This window comes from Paenibacillus sp. SER-28, assembly GCF_052906305.1.
Window position 1 is genome coordinate 686,290 of sequence record NZ_JBRECM010000002.1, and the last position, 20,716, is coordinate 707,005.

Genomic DNA, 20,716 nt, shown 5'->3' on the forward strand with positions numbered 1-20,716 from the left:
ATAACTATCTTTGAGGCTTGTGAGCTTGCATATATGGAAAAAGGAGGAGAAGTTGATGTATTTGTTTATGGACGATTATCGGCCTTGTCCTCCGGGCTTTAAGCTGGCAAGAGATGCGGATGAGTGTCTGCTGCTGCTTCATGAATACCCTATTTCGATACTATCGCTAGATTATGATTTGGGTCCAGGTCAGCCTACGGGAAAGGATGTGGCTGCTGCTATCGCAGAGAAACGGTTATATCCACGTGAAATTTACTTGCATTCGTCCAGTCCAGAGGGGCGGCGAGCCATGTATGAGCTACTCTATGCGAATAAGCCAGAGGGAGTCACCGTACATAACGGGCCCATACCCGAAGAGCGTATGCGAGAGATCAGAAAAGGGTCTGAACGATGAAAGAGATCGGACAAAAAGAGGCGCGCCGTGCCATATGGGAGGGATGCAAGCTGGCTTTGTTTGTGTACACTCCCATGTGCGGAACATGCGCGGCTGCCCGTAAAATGCTGGAGGTAGCAGAGCATTTGCTCCCTGAAGAAGCAGTGGTGCAGAGCAACATTAACTATATTCCTGAACTGGTACAGGAGTACCGGATATCCAGCGTTCCCGCGCTTCTTATATATAATGGTGAAAACAAAAATCCTGAAATTATCTACAAAATGGAATCTGTAGAACACTTGCTGAGCAAAATAAGGAGCGTGATGGAATGATATCCATGAAGAGCATTACGTTGCAGCGGGAAGAAAGACGGATTTTGGACGATGTAAGCCTGGACATACGAGAAGGTGAACATTGGGCTATTCTGGGTCGCAATGGTTCCGGTAAAACAACATTGCTGGAAATGATGACAGGATATATGTTTCCAAGTCATGGAACGGTTGAAGTGCTTGGGCAAATGTATGGTCAATGTGATGTGCGGGAAGTTCGCAAACAAATCGGATATATCAGCCAGACCTTGTTGGAAAAGCTGGCGCTAAAAGATCCCGTTTGGGAAGTGGTCGCTACAGGTGCGTATGCTTTTTTGCGCTTTTATCAGGAAATTCCGACAGAGGCAAAAGAAAAGGCCATATCTTTGCTGGAGGGTATGAATTTAGGCGACTTGATTCATCACCCACTGGGGACGTTATCTCAAGGAGAACGTAAAAAGGTGATGCTGGCCCGCTCACTGATGGCAGAACCTCGTCTGCTAATTATGGACGAGCCTTGTGCCGGGTTGGATCTATTTGAGCGGGAAAAAATGCTGGTCGAGATTGATCGGCTCCGCAAGCGAGACTTATCAGTGGTTTATGTGACTCACCACATTGAGGAGATTGTCCCCCTCTTTACGCATGTTGCATTGATTCGTGATGGTAAGGTCGCAGCAGCTGGACCGAAAAAAGAAGTTTTAACGAAAGAATTGATTATGCACACATATGAAATTCCGGTTGAGCTGGATTGGGATGGAGAACGTCCCTGGATTCGGGTGTGCACTGGAGGGTAATGTTATTTTGGAGGAACTATATATGAGTACAGATGAACAAAGTGAATCTACTTTGTCATCATCAAGATTTGTTTGTACGGCCAATCATGGTTTTGCACCCTATGCTCAAGAGGAGCTTAGAAGATTATTTGGCTCTGTAAAAAGCACGATGCTTTTACCTGGTGAAATTTTTCTGGCTACATTACCTGCGGAAGAAATTGAGGCAGTGAGGACAATTACAGCTCAGCCGCCGATGTTTTTACGTCACTTGTTTCCTGTTCATTTTCAGGAAGAAGGAACGGACCTGGTTCAGGTGCAGGAACGGCTGGTTGCATTCATCCGTAACCGCAAGGAACTGATGGATCAACGTGTTTCTTTACAAGTGCGCAAAGGAACTAATAGCAGTTGGACTGAAAGCGCAGGTGCGCTCAAGCAGGCTTTGAGTGAACAAATAAGTGATTTACCTATGGAGCAGACAGTACAAGGCGCCGATCTTATTGTGTCCGTTTTTGCAGATACAGATACGTGGTATGCAGGTGTATCACGTCCTGAGGATAACCTATCGGATTGGAGCGGAGGCGCGGTTCGTTTTCAAAAAGAAGATGGACAAATTTCTCGTGCCAAATTCAAGCTATTGGAAGCAGAAGCAACGTTCGGCATAGATTTTGGCGCTTTCCGTCAGGGACTGGATATTGGGGCAGCACCGGGTGGTTGGACTTCCTTCTTACTGGAGCGGGGACTGAAAGTTACAGCGGTTGATCCGGCAAAGATGGAGCCATCACTGATGAAGTACGCCAATCTGACTTTTTTGCGTAAAAATGCAAGTGAAGTCAAATTTAAAGAGAATTCGTTCGATCTGCTGGTTTGTGATATGAGCTGGAGTCCTAAGCAAATGGCAAGGCTCGTTACTGATTTACTATATAGTTTGCGAAGTGGTGGTACTGCTATCGTTACGGTCAAGCTAATGCATAAAAAGCCCTTGGCGCTCATTCATGATGTAATTGCTTCATTTGAGGAGTCCGGCATGCAGATTCAGCGAGCTAAGCAGCTATTCCATAACCGAGATGAAATTACCCTGTACATGATCAAGTATGGAAAATAATACTTTACAATAGATACAGGTGTGCTATATAATAAATCCAAATTGTTCCTTAAAAATAATAATCATGTTTAAATCAAGGGAAAGCATCCCGCAAAAACGGTTTTCATGGCGACATGGAAATTTGATTTTGCGGCAGCTTTCCCTTTTTTGCGTTTTCTGCTTTAGAAAGGAGGTAGGAGAATAATGGAGCAACCATCACAGTTGGAATTCGGATCCATTGTCGGTGAGCGTTACCGTATTGTTCGCACATTGGGTTCGGGAGGAATGAGCCGCGTGTTCATGGCAGAGGATTTAAAACTGCCAGGCAAGCAATGGGCGGTGAAGGAGTCGGTTGCCGGGCCACAAGTGATGAAGCTTGTACGTACGGAGGCAGAGATGCTGATTTCGCTAAGTCATCCACGTTTACCGAGAATTGTTGATTTTTTTGAGCATCCTCGATCTGGTGCGGTATACCTGGTCATGGATTACATCGAGGGAATTACGCTGGAAGCATACATGAAGGGCTATGAAGGCTATATTCCACAGGAGCAGATCGTCCCATTCGCTTTGCAGGTACTGGATGTGTTGGATTATTTGCATACCCGTCAACCGCCAGTCATTTACCGGGATCTGAAACCGACGAATATTATGCTGACACCGGAAATGGAATTTATACTGATTGATTTTGGAATAGCGAGGAGCTATAAGGCTGAACTGGATCAAGATACGGTAAAGCTGGGCACAGTGGGCTTCGCTGCCCCGGAGCAATATGGAGCAGGTCAGACGGATGCTCGTTCAGACTTATACAGTTTGGGAGCGCTGCTATTGTATCTATGTACAGGAGGCAAATATAGCGAGTGGACTGCGGGAGTAGAAGGGTATATTCGCGGAGAATTGCCCCGCCATTTGATCCCGGTGATTCGAAAACTGCTGCGTCAGCATCCTGAGGAACGATTTCAATCTGCCGGGGAGGTCATTGGAGAACTGCGGCACAGTGCGGATTTTCAGCCTGCTCAACAAGGAATATCCGTTAATGATGCCTCAATGGATTATGCAGGTACAAGGGTAGTGGCTGTATTGGGTGTCTCTGCCGGCTCCGGTGCTACTCATACAGCAATTGCGGTGAGCCACTATCTGGCTCGAAGGTCCCGCTCCGTAGCTTTGGTTGAGCTGCACAGCACAGCCAAAGCATTTGCCCGACTTCAAGAAGTCGTAGAAGGCACATCCGTTGGACAATCGAGTTCAAGTCGGCGTTTTGAAGTTGATGGAGTACACTACTGGCGGCAAACATCTCGTGCGGATGTCATTTCTTTGTTGGGTGGTTCCTATAGATTTATCGTACTGGACCTGGGGAGTGGGCAGGACAATGAACGACTGGAAGAATTCTTGAGAGCCGATTATCCGCTTGTCGTTGGCTCAGGGGCCGAATGGAGAGTTCAGGATATAGCAGGGCTAGCCCGATCTCTTCAGCGCCACCCACAGCATAAATGGAATTACTGCTTGCCATTGGCAACCTCGGAGGCGGTTCGCAGGCTTCGTAAGGAGCTGGATCACGATAAAGTATTTGCTTTACCGTTCCACTCAGACCCGTTCGAACGAGATGATGAGGTGGATCAGGTGCTGGACGAGCTGTTTCGCGGAGTCATTCCAGATACCCGGAAAAAACGCTTCGGATTCCTTAAACGACAGCGCTAAATAAAACGGTATATATCAAAAAGAGGCAGGGGAGAAGTTGTGTGTCCAAGCTAAGAAAAAGCAGTAAGCAAAAGCTATACGCCGGTTGTATTGGCGCAGGAATTGTTGGCATTATCTTTGCTGGCTACCTTATGGTTAATATCCATCAAATGGATGAGGTCAGGAAACAGGCTGAAGTAGAGGCAGAGCAGAAATGGAAAGTGTACGAACAGGAGCAACGAACCGCGAAAAAAGGTTGGGCGGTTGTCCGTGACATTTCCCCCGGCGAACAGATTGCATCTAATGATTTGAAGGGAATTAAAGTTCCCGGTTCTCAGGCCCCATCAAATTTGCTGACAGATAAAAGTGAGGTTTCCGGTACCACAGCCAAGATTGAGCTAAAAAAGGGATCTGTGCTTACATCGGCCATGGTTACTGCTGATGAGCCCACACCTAAAGATTTACGCAACCGTGAGCTAAAGGTGGTAGTATTGCCCAACAGCCTCAAGTCGGGTGACGAAGTGGATATCCGCATTCAATTTCCAACAGGGCAGGATTACATTCTATTATCTAAGAAGAAGATTTCTCGACTGGAAGGTCCAATTGTCTGGGTCACTTTGAATGAGCAGGAAATATTATCGCTTTCGAGTGCGATTGTTGATGCTTATCTGCATAAAGCATCTATCTATGCCCTGACATATGTCGATCCCCAATTTCAGCCCAAGGCAATCCCGACCTATCCGCCTAATGCGCAGGTGTTAGCGTTAATGAATAGTGATCCGAATTTGATACGCGTGGCTGAACAAAAGCTGTCCAAGCAGCTGCGGGATTCGCTTGAAAATGCAATTAATGCGTCAAACAATGTGATTTCAACACCCGTGGAAAGAAGTTTGAGTGAGGAAATTGTAGCCCAGCATGCGGGTGCTACTATAGAAAACCCAGCAAGCGGGATAGATGATACAAGAAATGAATATGAGAACGAGCAGGATCATCAAGAACAAACAAAGATTCTGACGCAGGGCGAAAGCTCTGATCCGTATGCCAAATAAATGAGAGAAAAGGAACGGAAGTATGAAAACATGGATATTTGCCGGGCTTTGTGACAAAAGCGATACCTTGTTATATATCAGCAGCATATTAGCAGCTTCCGGCCAACAGGTACTGCTTGTGGATGCTACGCTGCGGGGACAGTATCGGTATAGCATAGGGATGCTCGACAAACCACTTCCCATTACGCAGTTTAGTGGTTTTGATGTAGCAATTGGATTTACAGCATGGGAAGACCTGCATACCGTTATGATGACTGATCAAAAGGCGGAGCAGGCTTATGACATTGTTATTTTGGATGTAGAGTTACCTGATTTTTGTCCAATTTCTGTTTGGAAAGGGGCAGAACTGCGAGTTTGGGTCAGTGATTATAGCCGTATGCTAATGCACAACGGACAGAATTGGCTTGAGCATTTATTCAGTCAACCCGAATTCCCCAAAGATCTTGTATTTCACAAGCTATTTTTACAGGCTGTGGATTGTGGTGTGGAGGAGCCGTATCTGTGGGAATACATGAACCATTTCCCGGCTTCTTGGCAGCAAGAGCCATATGTTCTGCCATGGGATGAGGGGCTGCTTGCTCTGAAACTGGAAAATGAGCATAAAAAACAGCTACTACTAAAACCGCTATCCAGAATGTATAAGAAAGAATTATGCCGTTGTATTGGGGAATGGATGAGTTGGGAATTAAAAGTGAGTCGTCGTGCGCTAAAGCGTGCGGAAAGGAGTAGGGCATGAGTACCATTTTGTTTTGGAGCCCCATTAAGGGGGCTAGTGGAAGTAGCTCTTTGGCGGCAGCAATAGCAATTACCATAGGGAATCTATATAGAGGAAGACTATTATTGACACATTTAGGTCGTAGATATACCGGTATTGAATCAGGATTACCTATACAAGAGTATGGTATGGACGATCCAACCCTACAGCTTCAGGAAGGGGGCTGGGATGCTGCCGCACGTTTAGTTCTGCGAGGGACACTGTCTAAAGAAAATATTCGTAATTATACGACACCTGTACTCGAACATACTTTGGATGTACTTGAGGGAACCTCCACCTTTGGAGCTGCACCGCCGTTACTATCTCCAGGGCTTGTACGGGCAGTAATAGATACAGCGAATCAATATTATGATTTAACGCTGATTGATGCAGGAAGTGGAGCAGGGTGGGGGGCTGTACAACATGAAGCATGTGCACGAGCCAAACTGGCCGTTCTTTCACTCACTCAGAATATGCGAGAATTAGATGCTTATTTTGAATCCGTGTCTCCGTTATCTACCTACTCATCATTGCCCTTATTAATAGTACTTGGGAAATATGATGTGCATTCTCAAGTGAATGAAACGAATATTCGCAGGAGATATGGCTACAAAGGTGCTTTGTATACAGTCCCTTATAGCACCGGATTTATGGACGCATGGAACCGCAGGGATGTGATCGGCCATGTGCAACGTGAGGTACGAAGTGGAAAAGAGCAGCACCGCAAGCTTTTTATGCCCGTAGGATGGGCGCAGAGTATACGGCATATCAGCAAAGCTATTCTGGAGGCGGCAGAGTCCGATCTTCGGCTCAAGGCTTTGGAGAGGGGCGCTTAAATGCTGTCCGCTCAAATGATCAACGGATTGATTCTTACCTGCATAGTACTGATGTGCATCGTACTGATTATTGTTAAATATCGAGGGAATCTTCACTCGCGACATTCAACCCTTCGGGTAGAAAAAAAGAACGAAGATGCCACATTCGAAACATTAATAGAGTATATCAAAAATGCACTTCATGAACTGAGTCATAGCCAGATGGCCGATGCCGGATTGCATGAAGAGGAATATAGACGGCGTATCCATCAAAGGGCGGAACTACGCAGGGCGTTAAAGGACTGTGCCAATGGCAGCATTGGAGATAAACGTTTTGTTAAAAATCTGATGGCTGAGCTTCTGATTAACGGTTACGGCTTGAACGAGAAAATCGTCGATATTGTTATGCCATTCTCCAGACCTGAGTTGTTTAGCATACAGGATCAATTCGAAATTATATTTTACCAATACCAGCAGAAGTTTGGCGCTGATGCACTATCACGTTTATTGGATACTTATGACTTGGCCGAAATGAGGTATTCACAGCAAGGTGAAGAAGATGGAAGTTATCTCGTTACCGCAGAGGATATTCGTTATATCTATGATTGTGAGTACCGCCCTCTTTCCTTTTTGGAGAAAGTGGATATTATTGTCCAGCGCATTTATCAGCATTACAAAGGCTTTTCCGTCATTGATGATATTCGTGACCAGCGGATCGACGGTGTAAGTGGGGGTGTCAGTGGTATGCCGGAAGGTGGGATTCCTGCATCATCAGACTGGCCTTCGGATGGGTATGCATTTGAACAAACATCTGCGTCTACTGCCAATGGTTATGAGAGTGTGTGGATTTTTTATAAAGGTAAAACGATCCATCTTTCGTTCCTTTCCTTCGGATCTGAGCGTGAACTTAAAAGGGTGTGCCAAAATATTTACAAATACAATTACCCGGGACAGCTTTCCGAAGCGAATGGTTATAAGGTCAACGAAATGAAGGATGGGTCACGGGTAGTGGTGGTGCGTCCTCCTTTCTCAGAATCGTGGGCTTTCTTTGTTCGTAAATTCGATATTCAAAGCGCATCGCTGGAACAGTTAATTAAGGGTCAGAATGCTGATTTTCCAATCCAACTACTTTCTTATTTGATGAAAGGCAGCCGGATTACTGCTATTACAGGCGCGCAGGGTTCAGGTAAGACGACGTTGTTAATGGCGATGGTCAAGCATATTTATGCTTCGTATACGCTTCGTGTTCAGGAAATGGCCTTTGAACTGCATCTGCGCAGCATTTACAGTCGCCGTAACATTCTTACCTTTCGAGAAACGGACCATATTTCAGGACAACAAGGGCTTGACTTGCAGAAAAAAACAGATGGAACCGTCAATATCCTAGGCGAAGTAGCAAGTGATGAAGTAGCTGCTTGGATGATTCAAATGTCGCAGGTTGCCAGTCTGTTCACCATTTTTACTCATCATGCCAAAACATTTCGTGATCTCGTGTTTTCACTTCGTAATTCATTGCTCAAAACAGGAGTATTTCAGCATGAAGGCATCGCTGAGGAACAGGTAGTTCATGTCATTAACTTTGATGTGCATCTCAAACGTGATGCGGAGGGGCGACGCTACATCGAACGGATCACAGAATGTGTGCCGTGTGACCCGGATCATACGGATGCAGGCACCAATGCTTCATCGAGCTACAGTTATCGCCACGTTATGGAATATCGGAACGGAAGCTATATACCGATGGAGCCCTTAACAGCCAAAAGTGCAAAAGAAATGTGTGAGCAGATGAATGTAAAGGATGCCAGAGATTTCCGCAGTTTTTTGACCCGCTATTGGGAGGAAGACTATGAGTCTTAAAGAAATTTCATTATGGATTTTACTTATATCAGGTGGGAGCTTTGCGCTTCTATATATAGTTTTGTGGGGGTTGCGTAAGTGCAGTAGTCATGCAGTTCGCAGAGGACGAATTTATTCTGTACAGGAAGGACGCAAGGGAAAAGCGGTACTGCAACGTGAGCTGCAAGCCTTACTGCATAAGTTGTACACGCTGTGTATGAAGGTCCCTTTCTTATCTGGATACATCACGAGTGTACGTAAGCGATTAGCTGGTCAGCATGCCTACGATGAGTACAAGCTTCGCCTACAGACTATGAAGATGACACTGTTCATCTGGGGGGCTTTTGCTTGCAGTGGCGTTGTACTGGTCATGATGAAGCCAGGAATAGAGTTTGCTATATTGGCCGTTTTATGCGGAGTGGTAATCAACAGTCTTATTTTGGATATGGCCATTAGCCGGATGGAAAAAAGGCTACTTGCACAGATGATCGAATTATTCGCCAATGTACGTCATTATTACCATCAGCACGGTATGGTGGAGGAAGCCATATCCAAAGCGGCCGATTTGGCGGAGGCAGAGGCTGGGAGACACGCACGACTCATCCATGAGGCGCTAACAGATGTTGATCCGCACGAAGCATTGGAAAGATACTATGAGTCGGCTCCTAATCGATTTTTAAAAGCATTTGCCGGTATCTCGTATATGGTAATGGAGTTTGGTGATCGGATTGAGGAGGGGGGCTCCATTTATTTGAAGGGGCTCGGCAGTCTCGCACGCGAAATCCAGTTGGAGTTGCTGCGAAGAAATAAACTGGACTATCTATTAAAAAGTCTAAACGTGATCGCACTGGCACCTGTTTTCTTTACCACCCCAATCGAGACATGGGCGAGATCCAGCTTTCCATCCATGGATGAGTTTTATCAGGGAAAATTGGGTTATATCACGAAATTGTCCGTTTATATTGTGATAATCGTATCTTATTTTCTGTTACAGAAGCTTCAACAGACCGATGAAACAGGATATCGTGCGGGTAGAGGACGGAGGGTTTGGGAACAGAAGCTATACCGTTTTCCCATCATGCGTAATGTGGTGGATTCTTTAATTCCGCGTCAGCATATATCTTCTTATTTCCAGATAACCCGTCTATTAAAAGAAAGTGGTGCGGAGATAAAGCTGGAGTGGCTCTACATACGCAGAATAGCTCTTTTTATCGTAGGTTTGGTGCTCAGTATTAGTACGATATTTTTTTTACATGAAGCTGAGAAAACGCATATCCTTCACGCCCCGGTACAATCGGGTCAAATGTTTGGACATTTAAGTTCGATGGAGCAAAAAGAAGCTTTGAAGCAGAGTGGGATTGATCGCAAAATCATGCATTTGCTGAACATGAGAGCGGACAGCACATACGAACGAACGTACGCTGCTTTAGAACATAATGCCAATGGAACTGTTACTCCTGAACAGCTATCCACAAATACTCGGCGTATTCTCCAAAAGCTGAAAGATTGGAATGATGAATACATCAAGTGGTGGGAAGTGCTGATTAGTTTGATTGTTGGGTATGTAGCCTATCAAATGCCTATGCTTTTATTATATTTGCAACGAAAAATGCGTCGGTTGGACATGAGGCACGAGGTGTATCAATTTCAAACAGTTATTTCCATTTTGCGGGTTATGGAACGAATGTCTGTCGAGGAAATATTGGAGTGGCTGAACAGATTTTCAGTTATATTCAAAAGACCTCTGCAAAAATGTTTGCTTCATTATGAACATGGGCCAGAGGCAGCTCTTGACTTATTAAAAGAAGAGGCACCTTTGCCGGAGTTTCAGCGTCTAGTGGACAAGCTCCATTTGTCTTTGGGTAAAATTACGATTCGAGAGGCCTTTGATGATTTGGAATCCCATATGTCTTACTATTTCGAACAAAGAAAACAGGAGTATGAAAAAATAATAGACAGCAAGGCTATCTGGGGAAGGATGATTGGTTTTGCCCCGATGTATGGTCTTATCTTTTTATATTTGGTGATTCCGTTGATCGGCATGAGTTTTGTTCAAATGGATAACTATTATGAGCAAATACAAAAAATTCAGTAAGAAAGTTCTATTATGACTAATACAAAATAACAAGCTGAGGAGAGAAAAATAATGAATAACGCATCAACAGCTTTAAAGGTAGCCGCTGGGATATTTTTGACCATCGCTCTAATTACGATTGTAGTTATACTGTTTATTTCAGCCCAGGAGGCGACTAAAACTGCACAAAACAATTTTGCTGATATCCAGACCGAATTGTCTCAAGCCTCTTTTACGGTATATGACGGCACAACGATTAGCGGTTCCCAGGTGACCAACGCGCTGCGGAAGTTTCAGGGGAAGGACCAATTCGGCATTCAGATTAAAACCGGTAAAAATATGGCAGGCCAGTGGTACGGTAATGCTCTAAACATTAGCCCAGACAGTGAACAGTATGGCGCAGTGAATGGTGGCAGTGATAAGACTGGGAAAATCACGAATACGCTTAATGAGAAAGAGAATGAATACGTAAATCCAAGTGGCAAATTCAAGGCTGAAATCGTAAAGGACAAATCGAATGTTGTCCGTGGGTTGTTGTTTACCCAGTCCTAAGCACTACAGCAAAGATAATAATCATAAGGGGGAAGAGAGTATGTCTGATCACGCTTCAAGTATGCTGCGGCTTGGTGTGTCAGTTATTCTGTTCATAACCGCATGTGTAACGGCAGCAGACTTGTCCAGCCAGCTGGATGGTGCACTGGAATTAAGATCACAGCAAGAGGAGCATTCTGAAGGGCGAATAGCCCGTACTGCTGGGGTGGGATTGCCGGAACGGATTAAAGGAACTCAGGTCATACAGGCAATTCGCATGAACTTACAGGAGGGGATTTCGGTTCAAGTCGACGGGACAGAGTACGATGTGTATTCTGAACCATTTGAGCCTGATGTATCTGCCCTGGATGCTTCCTCTTTATATTCCATGTATTCACAGCGTAATGGGAATGGGGACATAACATCTGTACGTTTTGAGAAATTGGGGGAAGACTGAAGTGGTTCAAACAATATCCAAGTTGTTGGGGACGCTGCTCGCTGTATTGCTTTTGTACATCGTACCCGCAGTTCAAGCTGCTGAACGGCAGGATGATATATCCGGGTTAAATACATATCATTCAACTGTACGTTTTGTTGATATGGTAAGAACCAAAGGTTACATTACACCGACGATGTATAACGATTTTATGCGTGATCTGGAATTGACAGGCAATACGTACGAAGTTGACTTGGAGCATATGCACAAAAAGTATGTACCGGACTATGCAGATGCCGCGAAGCCAGACAGTTTTCTAGGCAACTATGAAACTGTATATGATGGGTACTATAATCCGCAAATCTTGCCTGTACTGTTTCCTGACAACCAGCAGCCAAAATCAGATCAGACACGTCGGTATACCTTGATGGCCGGGGATTATTTTACGGTCCGGTTACATAATACGAATCGGACTCCTGCGAACTTGTACAAATCATGGCTTCTCGGTGGGGCAGATAGCGGCAAGCCGGCAGTTACAGCTTCTTACGGGGGCATGGTTCTGAATGAAGATTACTGATTTTGCAGTCATATTTATACTTTTGTTTTTGCCCTTTGGTGTAGTTAGTGACTTACGGGTGCAGAATCAGCGTGAAGTGCAGCAGCTAGAAATGAAATATACGTCGGCTCTCCGTACCGCAGTTCAGGATGCAGGGGTCGTGCTCTCACAGAATGAACGTCAGGAACGCGAGGCCGGATACGGATCGGATAAGTTTTTTCGTGTAGATAAAGAAGCAGCGCTGAACACATTCCTGCATACCCTTTTTCTTAATGTAGGCATTGATGAGGATATAGTAGCACAACGTGCATTATTGGATTATATACCAGCCATTGTAATTCTGGATTATGACGGTTATTATGCGTTCACTTCAGAAGCCTATACAGATGAGCGTGGACAAGCTGCTATTGCCCACAAATGGAGCGAAAAAAAGCCATATGCCTATGTTGATTCAGTAGGCAACAGTGTGGGGTTCAGCTTGGATAATTATGTGCACGCATACGATGCGCGGAATCACAGGTGGGTGGAGGGCTTTCAAAAGGAACTTCAGGATCAGACTCCTATATCTTTACTGAATAATTCAGAAGCTTTTGAGCAAATACGTCGTTCCACTATTGTTGGCAGCGTTCAAGAGGACCTGGCGCGAATTATTAATGTCCATAACGAAAAAGCTGCACGTAACGGCATATCCTATACATTCACACTACCGATCATTCCGCAAGAGGAGTGGTACAACACGATAGATGATGTGGGTCTGATCGCGTTTATCCAAGGCATCCCGGTCGGAGACAGGTATTACAATAACTATGGATTTGGTGGTGGGAGAGTCGTCAGAAAGCAAAACATTATCGGTGGCATAGAACCAGATACTAGAATGAAATATTTCTATAGAGATTCATGTCCAGCGCCCTTTAAAGCGAGTGAACGTTTTACGGATGAGAAGTCTGCAGCAGCTGCGGGATACTTTGAGTACAAATGTTATAACGGCTTAAAATAATCACCCTCATGGGTGGTTTTTGTTTTTTTAGGCAGATCCATACCAAAAAACCTTAAAATTCACTGTTTTCAATATTCCGATATGGTTGCAGAATGTGCTACAATAAAGCTTTGAAAGAAACGAAATGCATATGAAATAAGAACAGTCGGCAGCGCCGATGACAATAAGGAGCCAAAAACAGCTTATGAGTTTATTGACTGTAGAAAATGTATCCCACAACTTTGGGGACCGCGCATTATTTAAAAATGTTTCCTTTCGATTGCTTGCGGGGGAACGTGTAGGTTTGGTAGGAGCTAACGGTGTTGGTAAATCGACACTCATGAACATTCTCACTGGAAAATTGCTTAAGGATGAGGGTAAAGTGGAATGGACTCCACGTGTACGTTACGGTTATCTGGATCAGCACACCAAGCTGACACCGGGCAAAACGGTACGTGATGTATTAAAAGACGCTTTTCTTCCTTTGTTGGAATTGGAAAAGGAAATGATGCAGATTACTGACAAAATGGGGGATGCTTCTCCTGAAGAGTTGGAAGTGTTGCTGGAACAGATGGGTGAAATTCAGGAGCAACTGGATATGGGGGATTTTTACCTCATTGATGTGAAGGTTGAAGAAATGGCGAATGGACTAGGTCTGTCGGCCATAGGACTGGATCGGGATGTATCTGCACTTAGCGGCGGGCAACGGACAAAGGTACTTCTTGCTAAATTGCTGTTGGAAAAGCCGAATGTCCTGCTGCTGGATGAGCCTACCAACTACTTGGATGTAGAGCATATTGAATGGCTTACGCGCTATTTGAAGGATTATCCCTATGCTTTTATCCTTATTTCACATGATACTGAGTTTATGAACCAGGTCGTTAATGTTATTTACCATCTTGAATTTGCCAAGATGACCCGTTATTCAGCTAACTATGAAAAGTTTCTTGAAATGGCGGATCTGAACAAAGCTCAGCATATTGATGCTTATGAGAAGCAACAGGACTTTATTAAGAAACAAGAAGATTTTATTCAGCGTAATAAAGCGCGTGCTTCTACCTCAGGCCGAGCAAAGAGCCGTGAAAAGCAGCTTGATCGGATCGAACGTATTGATAAGCCTGAAGAAGCCGCAAAACCAACCTTTCAATTCAAAGAGGCACGTGCAAGCGGAAAGACGGTATTTGAGGGTATTGATTTTGAGATTGGTTATACACATGCCCTTTTGCCTAAGATGTCCATGACGATTGAACGTGGCGAAAAAATTGCAATTGTCGGCTACAACGGTGTCGGTAAATCGACATTGCTCAAAACCATATTGGGAAAAATTCCGCCAATCAGTGGAAAAACCTATCAAGGTGATTTTTTGCAGCCCGCTTATTTTGAGCAGGAAGTAAAGGCAGAGAAAATTACACCGATTGACGATGTGTGGAATGAATTTCCGCATTTGAACCAGCATGAAGTACGAGCGCATTTGGCGCGCTGCGGTTTGAAAAATGAGCATATCACACGTCCGCTATCTGCGCTTAGTGGTGGAGAACAGGCTAAAGTCCGTCTTTGCAAACTGTTAATGCGTGAAAGCAACTGGGTATTGTTCGATGAGCCTACCAACCACTTGGATGTTAAAGCAAAGGATGAGCTGAAACGTGCCTTGAAGGAATACAAAGGGACGGTATTGCTTGTATCTCACGAACCGGACTTTTACGAGGATTGGGTAACCAAAACGTGGAATGTGGAAGAGTGGTCAAGTAAAGTTAACTAAAATCAGTTAAATCCAGTTCTGCATATTTCACACGAAGTGGGGTTTGCAGAATTAGGAAAATATGCTAAGCTATCTATAGCTTATACAATAAAATAGTCACACTAGGGGAGCCGCCCATGCGGCTGAGACGGAATAAATGGATTTCGGACCCTTTGCACCTGATCTGGGTTATGCCAGCGTAGGGAAGTGAGCGCCGTACAAACAAGGCAACACCATCTTTATTTTGTTTGTGCGTGGGACGATACACGTATACGGATATCATGGTCCGTTAGATTATTGGACGTTCGTTAAACCACTTCCTTGGGGAAGTGGTTTTTTTGCGTTTCGTTCATTTTAAGTTGTTCGAGCTTCCGTAGACGGATTCACATACAATCCCCTTTCATTACTGCTGGTAGACGTGGCTGCTAAGCTTAGATCCTTTAATCCAATGTGAGGTGAAGACAAAATCGAATTACACGCAATTTCGATGGAAAAGGGCACTTTTGCACAAGCCGCCCGAGTGGCTGCTATGATTTGTCCGTATGTTCATTATGTACACGCACGTTTAAAACAGAATGGTGCCTCTGCATTGCTTTCTTTGACTCGCAGCATGGTGGAGCAGGAAGTTCCTTTGCAACAAATTGTAGTAAATGATCGTGTGGATGTAGCTTTACTTACTTTGGTTGGAACCGTCCAGCTACCAGCTAATGGATTACCTGTTGTGGATGTGAAAAGCCTACTTTCAAAGAGTACACGCTGTGGAGTGTCTGTGCATTCCTTGGAGGAGGCGCAGACTGCCGAGCAGGCAGGAGCAGACTATGTACTTTATGGTCACGTATATGAGACCCATTGTAAGCCCGGTATTGTACCGCGGGGTTTAGCTCAGCTTGAACATATTTGCAGGCTGTTGAACATTCCGGTGATCGCGCTGGGCGGCATACAACCGCACCATATCCCGGAGCTTTATAGGGCCCGAGCAAGCGGAATTGCGGTGATGTCTGGTATATGGGAGGCTGAGTCGCCCGTTGCAGCTGCGATGGAATATAGGCGAATGGCAGATCTTGTAGTTCACAGCCTGTAGCGAGAAAACGAGAGTAGAGGCAAGCTGAAAGCAGAATGGTTTATGGAGAGGAGACACGGAACAAGTGCTAAAGATACACACAGAGGCAAGAGCGATAGGACATGCTGAATGCTTGGTCATAGGTGGAGGTGTCATCGGCAGTTCCATTGCTTATCATGTGGCCAAGGAGGGAAGAAGTACAATCATGCTGGAACGATTGATCCCGGGTGAGGGAGCCTCAGGAGCAGCGGTTGGAATGCTGGCAGCGGAAAGTGAAGAGTTCACCGACTCTGAGCTGGCACGATTTGCTCGCAGAAGTCGAGATGCATTCCCTGAGCTTGTCTGTGATCTGGAGCGTTTGTCGGGTATTTCGGTGGAATTCCGTACAGAAGGATTTGTGACCCCTTTCCGTACGGAAACTGAAGGCCAAAAACGCTGGAAAGCTGCTAAAACGCGAGAGGATGATTGTCCTATCTGGTGGGATGCGAGGGAATTGGCCCGACGAATTCCAGGTTTGGATGAACAAGCGATCGGAGCAATATATCGTTCAAAGGAGACACAAGTGGCTCCTGTCCAGCTTTGTCGTGCTTATGCAGGTGCTGCTGCGGTGCTGGGAGCAACGGTATGGTCTGGTACACGGGCAGAGCAACTGGTCATACAGGATGGTCGAGTTTGCGGTGTCCGAACAGATAGCGGCTTTTTTTCCTGCGATCAGGTCATTATTGCTGGAGGCTTGGATAGCATGAAATTACTGGCGCAGGTTGGGTTTGAATATCCACTTTATCCGGTCAAGGGCGAAGCGGTAGCGGTCTCCTTGAAGGATCACCCATTAGAATACACCATTTATGCTGATGATATTTACCTCGTGCCTAAACAGTATAACGAGCTTTGGATTGGGGCAACGAGCCTTCCGCATCAATATGACGAACAAGTGACCGTAGGAGGCTTGGAGGGCTTGCTGGCACGTGCCTCTGCCTGGCTGCCGCGCGTCCGTGAAGCTTCTTTTATACGCACTTGGGCGGGCTTACGTCCGCAGGCTGCATCAGGTCACCCTTTTATAGGCACTGTTCCTGGGGTCGAGGGCGTATATGCTGCGGTCGGGCATTATCGCAACGGTGTCCTGCTGAGTGATGCTACCGGGCGTGCGATGGCAGCTATGCTTAATGGAGCTGGTGCAGCAGAACTTGGGATAAGTAGTTTTTCTTCTGAGCTCTTCAAGGAGAAAAGCTTATGAAGCTGACGATTAACGGCCAGAGCATGATCTTTTCTAATCGAATCACTCATGTGAATCAATTGCTACATGAGCTTGATGTAAAGGTGAAAACCGTAGTGGTGGAGCTGAATCGGCATATATTGAGCCGTGAAGATCATGATGAAGCGGTACTGAAGGATGGAGATTGCCTAGAGATTGTACATTTTGTGGGAGGCGGTTGATTATGTTAACCATTGGAAAAGCATCTTTTACCTCGAGGTTGTTGTTGGGAACAGGAAAATTCTCTGATCTGGATATCCAATCCCAAGCCGTAGAGGCTGCTGAGACGGAAATATTGACGTTTGCTGTACGGAGATTGAACTTGGAGGAACGGGATAAGCAGCATTTTCTCGATATGCTGGATTTGAGCCGGTATACACTTCTTCCCAACACAGCAGGGGCTACAACAGCAGAGGAGGCGATTCGTATTGCCAAATTGGCAAAAGCCTCCGGCCTGTGCGATATGATTAAGGTGGAAGTCATTGGGGATAGCAAGACACTGCTCCCTGACCCTTTTGAAACGTTGAAAGCTAGTGATAAGCTGTTGGAAGAAGGCTTTATCGTGCTGCCCTACATATCGGACGATGTGATTCTAGCAAAGAGGCTACAAGAGCTTGGAGTACACGCCGTTATGCCTGGAGCTTCACCGATTGGTACAGGACATGGTTTGCTCAATCCGTTTTCATTAGAGCTAATTATTGAACAGGCGGAGGTTCCGGTTATTGTCGATGCGGGTATTCGCTCACCCGGTGACGCGGCAATGGCGATGCAGTTAGGGGCAGATGCTGTTTTGTTGAACACAGCCGTATCAGGAGCGAAGGACCCAGTAAAAATGGCCGAGGCCATGAAACTGGCTGTTCGTGCTGGAAGGTATGGTTTTGAGGCGGGGATGATTCCTGTAAAACGTTACGCTTCAGCAAGCAGTCCGACAGAAGGTATGGTTCAGGCATGAAGGTAACTGACAAATCCGGTGCAGGAGAAACACATCCAAGTGACCGTTATTCCAGACAGGAAAGATTCGCGCCCTTTGGACCGACAGGACAACGCCGGCTTGCTTCTTCACATGTACTAATCATAGGTGCCGGAGCGTTAGGTACAGGTATTGCGGAAACGCTCGTTCGCGGGGGCGTAGGTACAGTGAGCCTCGTAGACCGGGATTATGTGGAATGGAGCAATTTGCAGCGCCAGCAGCTTTTTCAGGAAAGTGATGCTGCGCAAAGATATCCCAAAGCAGTAGCTGCTCAGCGAAGATTAAAGGATATTAATTCGGAAACGGTTATACACGGACATGTACTGGATGTTGGGGTGGAAGAGCTGGAAGAGTTGATCCAGGGGGTAGATCTCATGATGGATGCAACCGATAATTTCGATACCCGACTTCTTATGAACGACATGGCACTCAAGCATCGGATACCTTGGATTTATGGGGGATGTGTGGGCAGCTATGGTGTAACCTATACCATCTTACCGGGTCAAACGCCTTGTCTTAACTGTCTGCTGGGAACTGTACCGTTTGGTGGGGAAACCTGTGATACCGCCGGGATTATTCCGCAGGCCGTACAGATGGTCACGGCTAACCAAACTACGGAAGCTTTCAAACTTCTTGGTGGATATCCAGAAGATTTGAGAGGAAAGCTGCTTTCGTTTGATTTGTGGAAAAATGAGTATGTAGCGATAGCAGTAGATAGCGTTAAAAAGGAGAACTGTCCTTCTTGCGGCAGCCAACCGACGTATCCCTATTTGTCGGCCTCTCATCGGCAGAAGACAGATGTTTTGTGCGGTAGGGATACCGTTCAAATTAGACCAGCAAACCCGATACATTTGAATCTTGCAGAAACAGCAGATAGATTTGCTTCTTTGGGAGAAGGAAAAGTAGAGCGGAATCCGTTTTTGGTTTCCTTTAGTACAAGCGAGCATCGCTTGGTTGTTTTTGCAGATGGCAGAGCGTTGATTCATGGGACAAAGGACATGGCAAAAGCAAGAAGTCTGTATCATCGCTATTTGGGTTAAATCATAAGAGCAGAAGACCATTCTTTGGAGAATGATTTTCTGCTTTTTTGTTACAATAATATAGATATGCTTTAATGGCTTATAACAAACTTGTTCGTATCCAATATGTAATGCTATGTCCAAACCAGGTGGGTGAAAAGATGAGCCCGTTAATTTTACTTGTGGATGTAAATGAAGCGTCTCCCGTATTTGTTCATCCATTGGAGCAGGCAGGTTATCAGGTGGTTCATGTTAGCAATACGACAGATGCAAGCTCTTATGTAGCCCATAATCCTGTGGATTTGTTACTACTCAATATAGAAGATGAACCGACGGATTCACATGGCTTGCTCCGCACATTGCAGCAATACCATCCTCATATTCCGCTATTTGTTATGACTTCATCAGATGAGGAGGACCATATTGTTTCCTGCTTTGAACAAGGAGCACATGACGTGATCGTTCGGCCCTTTTATCCTAGAGTTTTTCAGGCTAGGGTGGCTAATTTATTGCGGATTTTTGGTATTGAACGTGATGTGAAAAGGGCAATCGAGGCGGGGGATTTACATATAGACAATGCAAGCAGAATGGTGAGCAGAGGGGGGCAAAAGCTGGAATTAACTCCGAAAGAATTTGATCTTTTGCTTCACCTGGCGATACATCTTAACCAAGTTTGTAGCAGACAGCAAATTCTGAAGGATGTTTGGAAACATGATTATATCGTTGATACGAACGTAGTAGACGTCTATATCAGACATTTGAGGGTTAAAGTAGATAAAGGATATAAGTTTAAAATGATCCGTACGGAACGAGGAATTGGCTATTCACTCAGAACACCAACCGTATCAGAATAGCATAAGGCATAAAAAAAACCGGAACTTTTCGTCCCGGCTCGCATATTTCATAATGAGTTTCAAACTACAGCACGCGGCGTGCTTTAATGTATGTTCTTTTCCAGTTGCTAGAGTTCAAATCGGAGATAGTCACGCCAGGTCCGCCGTAAGTGTGTAGAATTTTACCCCCGCCCATATAGACTGCTACGTGGGTAATGTTGCGACCCGTGGCACGGCTACCGCTTGAAAAGAACACTAAGTCCCCTTTTTTCAAATTGGACTTGGATACGGCATGTCCAACTTTGGACTGTTGAACAGAAGTACGCGGCAAATTCACTCCGTATTTTTTGAATATGTGCTTCATGAAAGAAGAACAGTCAAAATTGCGCGTCGTGCTTGTGGAAGCTCCAAACTTATAGGGAGTGCCCATATATTTTTCACCGTAGTTAATTACTTTTTGGCCAACAGAAGTAGTAGTGGCAGCCTGTGCCGTATTTGTTCCCTCAATTGCAAAAGTACCAAAGCCGATCGTGGCTGCGACCCCTGCTATAATTACCTTTTTTATGATTTTCTGCATATTCATGTTGTAAATACCTCCAGAAATTGAT

Annotated in this window: 22 protein-coding genes and 1 riboswitch; of the genes, 21 read left to right on the forward strand and 1 reads right to left on the reverse strand. The window is 45.3% G+C overall.

What is annotated here, in order from left to right; all coding sequences use genetic code 11:
* Window positions 1–55: 55 nt before the first annotated feature.
* The 21 genes from ACUYLD_RS08715 to ACUYLD_RS08815 all read left to right on the forward strand — a co-directional run bounded on the left by ACUYLD_RS08715 (window position 56) and on the right by ACUYLD_RS08815 (window position 20,129).
* Window positions 56–394: a cyclic-phosphate processing receiver domain-containing protein gene (locus ACUYLD_RS08715; RefSeq protein WP_235309667.1), complete on the forward strand. Its 339-nt coding sequence runs from the start codon at window positions 56–58 to the stop codon at window positions 392–394.
* On the forward strand, window positions 391–705 hold the full coding sequence (locus tag ACUYLD_RS08720; RefSeq protein ID WP_061831513.1) for a thioredoxin family protein: 315 nt from the start codon (window positions 391–393) through the stop codon (window positions 703–705). Before ACUYLD_RS08715 ends, ACUYLD_RS08720 begins: the two co-directional genes overlap by 4 nt.
* Entirely contained in the window at window positions 702–1,475 is a 774-nt protein-coding gene (locus ACUYLD_RS08725) for an ABC transporter ATP-binding protein (protein ID WP_254325492.1), read from the forward strand. The genes ACUYLD_RS08720 and ACUYLD_RS08725 overlap by 4 nt, the downstream gene beginning before the upstream one ends.
* Window positions 1,476–1,497: 22 nt before the next feature.
* Window positions 1,498–2,556 (forward strand): SAM-dependent methyltransferase, encoded by a 1,059-nt coding sequence (locus ACUYLD_RS08730; protein WP_446674809.1) that lies wholly within the window; start codon window positions 1,498–1,500, stop codon window positions 2,554–2,556.
* 180 nt (window positions 2,557–2,736) lie between these two features.
* Entirely contained in the window at window positions 2,737–4,230 is a 1,494-nt protein-coding gene (locus ACUYLD_RS08735; protein ID WP_250262061.1) for a serine/threonine-protein kinase, read from the forward strand.
* 41 nt (window positions 4,231–4,271) lie between these two features.
* Entirely contained in the window at window positions 4,272–5,258 is a 987-nt protein-coding gene (locus ACUYLD_RS08740) for an SAF domain-containing protein (RefSeq protein WP_250261196.1), read from the forward strand.
* Between the two features lie 22 nt (window positions 5,259–5,280).
* On the forward strand, window positions 5,281–5,994 hold the full coding sequence (locus tag ACUYLD_RS08745; RefSeq protein ID WP_061831508.1) for a hypothetical protein: 714 nt from the start codon (window positions 5,281–5,283) through the stop codon (window positions 5,992–5,994).
* A complete protein-coding gene (locus tag ACUYLD_RS08750; RefSeq protein WP_250261197.1) occupies window positions 5,991–6,848 on the forward strand; it encodes a hypothetical protein in 858 nt (285 codons plus the stop codon). The genes ACUYLD_RS08745 and ACUYLD_RS08750 overlap by 4 nt, the downstream gene beginning before the upstream one ends.
* A complete protein-coding gene (locus ACUYLD_RS08755) occupies window positions 6,849–8,684 on the forward strand; it encodes a pilus assembly protein CpaF (protein ID WP_446674810.1) in 1,836 nt (611 codons plus the stop codon). It begins immediately after the preceding gene.
* A complete protein-coding gene (locus ACUYLD_RS08760) occupies window positions 8,674–10,758 on the forward strand; it encodes a hypothetical protein (RefSeq protein ID WP_446674811.1) in 2,085 nt (694 codons plus the stop codon). Before ACUYLD_RS08755 ends, ACUYLD_RS08760 begins: the two co-directional genes overlap by 11 nt.
* A 51-nt stretch (window positions 10,759–10,809) precedes the next feature.
* Window positions 10,810–11,289, forward strand: a complete 480-nt coding sequence (locus tag ACUYLD_RS08765; RefSeq protein ID WP_023988985.1) for a hypothetical protein — start codon at window positions 10,810–10,812, stop codon at window positions 11,287–11,289.
* 40 nt (window positions 11,290–11,329) lie between these two features.
* On the forward strand, window positions 11,330–11,725 hold the full coding sequence (locus tag ACUYLD_RS08770; RefSeq protein ID WP_446674812.1) for a hypothetical protein: 396 nt from the start codon (window positions 11,330–11,332) through the stop codon (window positions 11,723–11,725).
* Window position 11,726: 1 nt separating this feature from the next.
* A complete protein-coding gene (locus ACUYLD_RS08775; RefSeq protein WP_322160835.1) occupies window positions 11,727–12,281 on the forward strand; it encodes a hypothetical protein in 555 nt (184 codons plus the stop codon).
* Entirely contained in the window at window positions 12,268–13,257 is a 990-nt protein-coding gene (locus ACUYLD_RS08780) for a hypothetical protein (protein WP_446674813.1), read from the forward strand. The genes ACUYLD_RS08775 and ACUYLD_RS08780 overlap by 14 nt, the downstream gene beginning before the upstream one ends.
* 184 nt (window positions 13,258–13,441) lie before the next feature.
* Window positions 13,442–14,995 (forward strand): ABC-F family ATP-binding cassette domain-containing protein, encoded by a 1,554-nt coding sequence (locus tag ACUYLD_RS08785; protein WP_023988981.1) that lies wholly within the window; start codon window positions 13,442–13,444, stop codon window positions 14,993–14,995.
* Window positions 14,996–15,088: 93 nt separating this feature from the next.
* Window positions 15,089–15,197: riboswitch (TPP riboswitch) on the forward strand.
* A gap of 264 nt (window positions 15,198–15,461) precedes the next feature.
* Complete coding sequence (locus tag ACUYLD_RS08790) at window positions 15,462–16,055, forward strand: thiamine phosphate synthase (RefSeq protein WP_446674814.1); 594 nt, start codon at window positions 15,462–15,464, stop codon at window positions 16,053–16,055.
* Between the two features lie 64 nt (window positions 16,056–16,119).
* The gene (gene thiO / locus ACUYLD_RS08795) at window positions 16,120–17,268 is read left to right on the forward strand and encodes a glycine oxidase ThiO (protein WP_446674815.1); all 1,149 of its coding nucleotides are present in this window, start codon (window positions 16,120–16,122) and stop codon (window positions 17,266–17,268) included.
* Window positions 17,265–17,468, forward strand: coding sequence for a sulfur carrier protein ThiS (gene thiS, locus ACUYLD_RS08800; protein ID WP_322175622.1), 204 nt, complete (start codon window positions 17,265–17,267; stop codon window positions 17,466–17,468). The genes thiO and thiS overlap by 4 nt, the downstream gene beginning before the upstream one ends.
* Window positions 17,469–17,470: 2 nt before the next feature.
* Window positions 17,471–18,238: a thiazole synthase gene (locus ACUYLD_RS08805; RefSeq protein WP_254349647.1), complete on the forward strand. Its 768-nt coding sequence runs from the start codon at window positions 17,471–17,473 to the stop codon at window positions 18,236–18,238.
* Entirely contained in the window at window positions 18,235–19,296 is a 1,062-nt protein-coding gene (locus ACUYLD_RS08810) for a ThiF family adenylyltransferase (RefSeq protein ID WP_446674816.1), read from the forward strand. Before ACUYLD_RS08805 ends, ACUYLD_RS08810 begins: the two co-directional genes overlap by 4 nt.
* A 140-nt stretch (window positions 19,297–19,436) precedes the next feature.
* Window positions 19,437–20,129 carry a response regulator transcription factor gene (locus ACUYLD_RS08815; protein WP_446674817.1) on the forward strand — a complete coding sequence of 231 codons (693 nt, stop codon included), beginning with the start codon at window positions 19,437–19,439 and terminating at the stop codon, window positions 20,127–20,129.
* 64 nt (window positions 20,130–20,193) lie between these two features.
* Here the strand turns inward: ACUYLD_RS08815 and ACUYLD_RS08820 are convergent, their stop codons facing one another.
* Complete coding sequence (locus ACUYLD_RS08820) at window positions 20,194–20,691, reverse strand: C40 family peptidase (RefSeq protein ID WP_025724146.1); 498 nt, start codon at window positions 20,689–20,691, stop codon at window positions 20,194–20,196.
* Window positions 20,692–20,716 lie beyond the last annotated feature (25 nt).